At 73.7% G+C, this 7,707-nt stretch carries 5 protein-coding genes; 4 read left to right on the forward strand and 1 reads right to left on the reverse strand.

Annotated features, from left to right (window positions below):
• The 4 genes from DSY14_RS25725 to DSY14_RS25740 all read left to right on the forward strand — a co-directional run.
• A partial coding sequence (locus tag DSY14_RS25725) for a DUF5691 domain-containing protein (protein ID WP_211719200.1) occupies positions 1-1,383 on the forward strand: 1,383 nt, incomplete at its 5' end.
• Entirely contained in the window at positions 1,384-2,493 is a 1,110-nt protein-coding gene (locus DSY14_RS25730) for an AAA family ATPase (RefSeq protein ID WP_211719201.1), read from the forward strand.
• Positions 2,493-4,895 carry a DUF5682 family protein gene (locus DSY14_RS25735; RefSeq protein WP_211719202.1) on the forward strand — a complete coding sequence of 801 codons (2,403 nt, stop codon included), beginning with the start codon at positions 2,493-2,495 and terminating at the stop codon, positions 4,893-4,895. The genes DSY14_RS25730 and DSY14_RS25735 overlap by 1 nt, the downstream gene beginning before the upstream one ends.
• 86 nt (positions 4,896-4,981) lie before the next feature.
• Entirely contained in the window at positions 4,982-6,058 is a 1,077-nt protein-coding gene (locus DSY14_RS25740) for a VWA domain-containing protein (protein ID WP_249188474.1), read from the forward strand.
• A gap of 231 nt (positions 6,059-6,289) precedes the next feature.
• Here the strand turns inward: DSY14_RS25740 and DSY14_RS25745 are convergent.
• Positions 6,290-7,707: hypothetical protein (locus DSY14_RS25745; RefSeq protein ID WP_307851334.1), on the reverse strand; the 1,418-nt coding region annotated here is incomplete at its 5' end.

A 7,707-nucleotide genomic window follows, 5' to 3' on the forward strand; every position in this document is an offset into this window, starting at 1 on the left:
CCCGACCCCCGCCCCGAGGTCGGCGAGGCCGCCGCCCGACGCCTGGAGGTCGTCCTCGCCGACCGTCCCGCGCTCCTGCACGAGTGGTTGGCGCTCGCCCTGGCCGCCGACCGACGGGTTCCGCACGTCCACCTCGCCGAACTGCTGGAACGCGCCGCCCGCGACAGCGACCTCCGTCCCGCCGTGGCCGCCGCCATCGGCCCCCGGGGCACCTGGCTCGCCGGGTTCAACAAGGCGTGGTCCTTCGTGATGGCACAGCCCCTGGCCGAGGACGTCTTCGCCCAGGAGGACTGGGACCAGGGCACCCGGGCGCAACGCCTGCGCGCCCTGACCGCGCTGCGCGCCCAGGACCCCGCCACCGCCCTCGACCTGCTGACCCGGGCCTGGTCCACCGAGACCCGCGGCGAGGTGCGACGCGACCTCCTCGGCGTGCTGGAGATCCGACCGGGCACCGAGGACGCCACCCTGCTCGACACCGCCCTGGACGACCGCAACGCGAGCGTGCGCGGCCGTGCCCTGGCGTTGCTCACCGGCCTGCCCGACAGCGCCCACGCCCACCGGCTCCGTGACCACCTGCGCCGCCACCTGCGCGTGGACCGCGAGGCGCCCCGGCCGGTCGACGTCTCCGACCCGAGCCTCGACGACACCGCACTGCTGCGGGACCTGTCCCTCACCGGATCGCGCAAGACGCCCGAGCCCGAGCGCGAGCGGTGGGAACGCACCCGCACCCTCGTCACCCACACCCCCTTGGACGTGTGGACCGACCTCCTCGACACCGATCCGGCCGGGGTCCTGGCGCTGGTCGCCGACCACCCCGACCTGCGCGGAGCGCTCCTCGACGCGGTCGCCCTCCAGGGGAACGCCGTATGGGCGCGGGTCGTGCTCGACCACCCCTCCCTCGGACTCGCCCGGATGACGCGCGTGGGCCGGCACCAACCGCGGCATCGTCGGATCGGTCCGTTGCTCGCCCCGCTGCCGGTGGAGGAGCGGTGCGCTCGTGTCCTGGCCGTCGTCGACCGGGCCAAGAGCCACTACGCGCTCGACCAGGCGCTCTCCGGGATCGACGCCCCCTGGACCCGGGAGCTGTCCGAGGCGGTCGCCCGTCGGCTCACCGAGCCCCCGGAACCCACCGACCTCGCCGAGCCCGCCGTGGCCGCCGGGTCGACCGGGTCGACCGGGTCCACCGTGTCCGCCGAGGCCACGGAGTCCCGGCGCAGGGACCTCTACGGACACGACCGGCTCTGTGCGACCGCCGCCGAGTTCATGCGGCCCCAGGACCTCGACCTCCTCCCCGAACAACCGCCCAACGAGGAACAGGCCCACCCCTACCTCACCCTTCGCGACACCCTCCGATTCCGCCTTGACATGCACAGGGAGCTCTAGTTGACCACCACCGCCACCACTACCGAGGCAGCGACCGCTCTGCGCCCCCACGCCGAGCAGACCTACGCCGCCGAGCTCCAGGCGCTGGCCGAGGCCGACGACCGTCAGCGCCCCCCGGGCTGGAGTCTGTCCCCGTGGGCCGTCACCGAGTACCTGCTGGGGACCACCCTGGCCGACGGTACCGAGATCACCCCCAAGTACATCGGTTCGCGTCGCGTGGTCGAGGTCGCCGTGGCCACCCTGGCCACCGACCGCGCCCTGCTGCTCATCGGTGTTCCGGGCACGGCCAAGACCTGGCTGTCCGAGCACCTGGCCGCCGCCATCGCCGGTGACTCCACCCTGCTCGTCCAGGGCACCGCGGGCACCTCCGAGGAAGCCGTCCGGTACGGGTGGAACTACGCCCGCCTGCTCTCCGAGGGCCCCTCCGAGGCGGCCATGGTGCCCAGCCCCGTCATGACCGCGATGGCCCGCGGGTCGATCGGCCGCATCGAGGAGCTCACCCGCATGCCCTCCGACGTGCAGGACGGTCTCATCACCGTCCTGTCGGAGAAGGCGCTGCCGGTGGCCGAGCTCGGCATCGAGGTGCAGGCCCAGCGCGGCTTCAACATCATCGCCACCGCCAACGACCGCGACCGCGGCGTCAACGACCTGTCCAGCGCCCTGCGCCGCCGGTTCAACACGGTGGTCCTGCCCGTCCCGGACAGCGCCGAGGACGAGGTCCGCATCGTCACCCAGCGGGTGGAACAGCTCGGCCGGGCGCTGGACCTGCCCGAGGTGCCCACCAGCCTCACCGAGATCCAGCGTGTGGTCACGGTGTTCCGGGAGCTGCGCTCCGGCGTCACCGAGGACCGGACCACCAAGGTCAAGTCGCCCAGCGGCACCCTCAGCACCGCCGAGGCGATCTCGGTGATCACCAACGGCATCGCCCTGGCCGCGCACTTCGGTGACGGCGAGCTGCGCTCGGCCGACGTGGCCGCCGGCATCCAGGGCGCCGTCGTGCAGGACCGGGTCGCCGACGGCGTCGTGTGGCGCGAGTACCTGGAGACCGTCGCCCGCGAGCGCGAGGGCTGGAGCGACTTCTACAAGGCCTGCCGCGAGGTGGGGGCCTGATGGGACGACCCCGACTGGACACCTCCAAGGTGAGTGTCCTGGGCGTCCGCCACCACGGCCCGGGCTCGGCCCGGGCCGTGCGGGCCGCCCTGGACGAGATCGAGCCCGACCTGGTGCTGATCGAGGGGCCGCCCGAGGCCGACGCCATCACCTCGCTCGTGGGCGGGCTCGAACCGCCGGTGGCGCTGTTGGTGCACCTGGCGGACACGCCCAGACCCGGCTCGGTCGAGTCCCGGCAGGGGTGGGCGTTCTGGCCGTTCGCGAGCTTCTCCCCGGAGTGGGCGGCCCTGCGCCACGCCCACGACCACGACGTGCCGGTCCGCTTCTGCGACCTGCCCGCCGCCCACACGCTGGCCGACCGTCTGGCCCGCGCCGAGGAGGCGGAACGGGAGAAGGAGGCGGCGAGGGCGGCGGAGCAGGAGGCGGCGTCCGCGGACGCACCGCAGGACGCGTCGGAGGAGGCCGCGCGGGACGACGCGCTCCCGGCGGACGCCGAGGGTTCCGAGGGCGCCGACCCCGAGTCGTCGCCGGGGGAGCCCACGGAGGAACCCCGCGTGCGGTTGGACCCGCTCGGGGTGCTCGCCGAGGCCGCCGGCTACGACGACGCCGAACGCTGGTGGGACGACGTGGTGGAACAGCGCGCGGACGGTGAACCGTCGCCGTTCCCGGCGATCGCCGACGCCATGGCCGCGGTGCGGGCCGAGTCCGGCCCCGAGTCCGAGCGGGACGCGCGGCGGGAGGCGTACATGCGCCAGACGCTGCGCGCCGCCCTCAAACAGGGGTACGAGCGGATCGCCGTGGTGTGCGGGGCCTGGCACGCCCCCGCGCTGCGCGACCTGTCCGACTACCCCATCAAGGGCGACACCGCCCTGCTCAAGGGGCTGCCCAAGGTCAAGACCACCGCCACGTGGGTGCCGTGGACGCACGGTCGGCTCGCCACCGCCAGCGGCTACGGCGCCGGTGTGACCTCCCCGGGCTGGTACCACCACCTGTTCACCGCCCCGGACCGCCCGGTCCACCGGTGGCTGACCGATGCCGCCCGCCTGCTGCGGGAGGAGGGCCAGCAGGTGTCCTCCTCGCACGTCATCGAGGGCGTCCGCCTGGCCGAGAGCCTCGCCGTGCTGCGCGGGCGTCCGCTCGCCGGCCTCAACGAGGTGGCCGAGGCGACCACCGCCGTCCTGTGCGAGGGCGAACAGGCGCGCGCCGCACTGGTGCACGGGCGGATGGTGATCGGGGAACGGCTCGGTTCCGTCCCGGCGGACACCCCCATGGTGCCGTTGCAGCACGACCTCAAGGCCGCGCAGAAGCGACTCCGGCTCAAGCCCGAGGCCTTCGACCGCGACCTCGACCTCGACCTGCGCAAGGAGGGCCAGCGCGAACGCAGCGTCCTGCTGCACCGGCTGCGGCTCATCGGCGTCGAGTGGGGCGTGCCGCGCACACCCGACAGTGGTGGTCGCGGCACCTTCCGGGAGAGCTGGCGGCTGCGCTGGGAACCCGAGATGGACGTGGCGCTCATCGAGGCCGCCCCCTGGGGCACCACCGTGGGCTCGGCGGCCACGGCCCGGGTGGTGGAGATCGCCACCGAGGCCGAACTGCCCACGCTCACCGCGCTCACCGAACAGTGCCTGCTGGCGGAGCTGGGCGAGGCCCTGCCCGACGTGCTCGCCCTGCTCACCGACCGGGCCGCCACCGACAGCGACATCACCCACCTGATGTCGGCGCTGCCGCCCCTGGCCCGGTCCTCCCGCTACGGCGACGTGCGCGGCACCGACAGCCGGCACCTGCGCAGTGTCGCCCAGCAGATCCTCGCCCGGGTCCGCGCGGGGCTGGTACCGGCCGTGCGTGGACTCGACGACGCGGCCGCGGCCGAGTTCGTCACCGCGCTCGACCGGACCCACAACGCCGCCACCCTGCTCGACGACGACCTCGCGGCCTGGCTCGACAGCCTCGCCGACCTGGCCGTTCGGGACAGCGTGCCCGGCCGGATCGCCGGGCGGGTCAACCGGATCCTGTCCGACCACGGGCGGGTCGAGGCGTCGGAGCTGCGCCGCCGGCTCGGCCTGGTGATGTCGCCGGGCACCGACCCCACCCACGCGGTCTCCTGGCTGGAGGGGTTCCTCCAAGGCAGCGGGCTCATCCTGGTCCACGACGAGCACCTGCTCGGCATGATCGACACCTGGCTGCTCGGCCTGCCGGAGGAGCGCTTCACCGCGATCCTGCCGTTGCTGCGCCGGACCTTCGGGGCCTTCGACGGGGGCGAACGCCAGGAGATCGGATCCGCGGTGACCCGGATCGACGGCGGGCGGACCACCGAGATCCGTGTACGGCGGCCGGTCGACGCCGACCGCGCCGCGCCCGCCGTCGCGGCGGTGCTGGGACTACTCGAAAGGAGCGGTGCGTGAGCGAGACGACCGAAAGGGCCCGTCGGTGGCGGCTCGTCCTGGGCGAGGAGTCCGGCTGCGCGACCCTGAGCGGGGGCGACCAGTCCATGGACGCCGCCCTGGCCGCCCTGTACAACCGCAGCGGTGGGACCTCCGGAACCGGGGGCGGCGGCGGTGACCGGAGCGGGGGTCTCGGCGGTTCGGCGCCCCGGGTGGCCCGCTGGCTGGGCGACATCCGCGAGTACTTCCCCTCCTCCGTCGTGCGCGTCATGCAGTCCGACGCCATGGAACGGCTCGGCCTCCAGCAGATGCTGCTGGAGCCGGAGATGATGGAGGCGGTCGAACCCGACGTGCACCTGGTGGGCACGCTCATCTCCCTGAACCGGGTGATGCCCGCCGAGGCACGCGAGACCGCCCGCGAGATCGTCCGCAAGGTCGTCGACGACCTGGAGAAACGGGTCGCGCAGAAGACCCGCGCGGAGATCAAGGGCGCGATCGACCGGTCGACCAAGACCCACCGCCCCCGTCGTGTGGCCGACATCGACTGGAACGCCACCATCCGCCGCAACCTCGCGCACTACCTGCCCGAGCACAACACGGTGATCCCGCAGACCCTCATCGGCCACGGTCGCCGCAGCCAGGGCGTGCAGAAGGACGTCGTCCTGGCCATCGACCAGAGCGGTTCCATGGCCTCCTCGGTGGTCTACGCGAGTGTGTTCGGGGCGGTGCTGGCCTCCATGGGCACCCTGAAGACCTCCCTCGTCGTCTTCGACACCGCCGTGGTGGACCTGACCGACCAGCTCACCGACCCGGTCGAGGTCCTGTTCGGCACCCAGCTCGGCGGCGGCACCAACATCAACAAGGCGATCGCCTACAGCCAGGGGCTGATCGACCGGCCCACCGACTCGATCTTCGTGCTCATCAGCGACCTCTACGAGGGCGGGGTCCGCGCGGAGATGCTCAAGAGGGTCGCGGCCATGAAGGCGGCCGGCGTCCAGGTCGTGGTGCTGCTCGCGCTCTCCGACGAGGGTGCGCCGTTCTACGACCGCCGCAACGCCGCCGCCCTCGCGGAGATGGGCGTGCCGGCGTTCGCCTGCACCCCCGACGTGTTCCCCGAACTGATGGCCGCCGCCATCCAGAACCAGCCCCTCGACGCCTGGGTCGACAAGCACCTCGACGACTGACCGGCACGCGGGTCGGGGCACCCGCCCCGACCCGCGCGTCCCGGCCTCCGGTGACCGCACCGGCGGGGAGAGGCGACTCCGCCGCCGCCGTGCGCGGCGCAGGGCCGGTGGGGGACTCCGGGCGCGGGGCGGCTCGACCAGGGGAGGGCGTGCACGCGGTACGAGACGTCCGCCCGTCACGGCCCTCCCGGCCGCTCGACGCACCAGGGAACCCGGGTGGGCGGCGACGACTCACCCGGTGGGCCTGGTGGGCTCCGCGTCGGCCGGTTCCGGAGCGGGACAGTCGGCGTCCAGATCGGGCACCGGGGTGAGGGTCACGGAGAAGCGGGTGACCTTGGTCAGGCCCTTCTCGCGATCCCACAGCAGGTCGACGTCGTTCGCTCCGTCGAAGTACAGCACCGGCCGGTCGGTGGTCAGGGGCGGGCCGATGCGAAAGACCCGCGCCCCGCCGGGATCCACGCACACGACGGAGGGCGTGATCCCGACATGGCCCTGGGCCGGGCCGCCCTCGGCGCGGTAGTGGGCGACGTGGTCGGCACCGACCCGGGCCCCCTGCTTCAGGGGATCCGCCAGGGTCGTGAGGACCAGCGACAAGGTGAGGACACCGTAGACACACACGGCCAGAACCGTCATCAGCCGTGCGACGAACGATGTTCCGGGCGTACCCAGGTGGAAGTGGCGCAGGAGCCCGAACACGCCCAGGAAGACGAGGAGGACGAGCAGCACCGGGACGAATCCGGTGAGAGCGAAGAGCCGGCCCGGGCCTTCGGTCACCACGTCCCCGGGCGCGATGTCGAACGCGTTCAGGTAGGCGTCCTGATGGGAGGTGCTCAGCGCGAACGCCAGGGGCACACCCAGGGCGGTCAGCGCCAGGGGCACCCAGGTGTCGATCCGCCCGGCCGGGATGTGACGGACCATCTGCCACACACCGAAACCGCAGGGGAGGGCGAGCAGGCCGGCGACCACCTCCGGGAGCACGCCACCCCCGGGGCGCCAGGCGGCGAAGAGAAGACCGGAGATCCCCGCCCCGCCCACGATCACGATCACCAGGGCCACGTAGAGGAGGAACCGCCAGTCGTCCAGCAGATCCTTCGTCGGCTCGCCCTCGCCGGGGCTCGGAGTGCCGGCAGGGTCCGGCGGGCCGACCACCATGAGCCCCTCCGCCGGGCCGGCCTCGGGGTTGCGGTCCGCGAAGTCGGCGAGCATCGCACGCGCCTCGGCGAGCGAGGTCGCCTGGATGCTTCCCCGGGACCGCCAGGACCACAGCACCCGGGCGGGCGCCGCCAGCCACTCCCGCCGGGGCATCCGACCTCGGAGCAGGACCAGGTATCGGCGGGAGGTGGACGGGCGGGGCAGCGGCCGGGCCGCGTACGTGACCCGGACGTCCAGCCCCGCTCTGGCCAGTGCGTGGTGAAGCTCCGCCAGGGCCGCCCCCGTGGCGCCCAGCGCCGCACCGGAGACCGCGACGCGCACGTCGTACCGGCCCTGCCCCAGGCTCCGCGTCTGCCAGGGACGACCGCCCACCGTGCCGAGGAAAGCCGCCTCCTCCGAGGGCCGGACCTCCAGCCCGATACGCACCACGTGGTCGTAGTGCCGGGGCAACTCTCCCGTGAACGGCGCGGGGGCGGGCGGCTCGGGCGGGGGTGTCT

The sequence above is a fragment of the Nocardiopsis sp. MG754419 genome, assembly GCF_018207095.1.
Classification (GTDB): Bacteria; Actinomycetota; Actinomycetes; order Streptosporangiales; family Streptosporangiaceae; genus Nocardiopsis.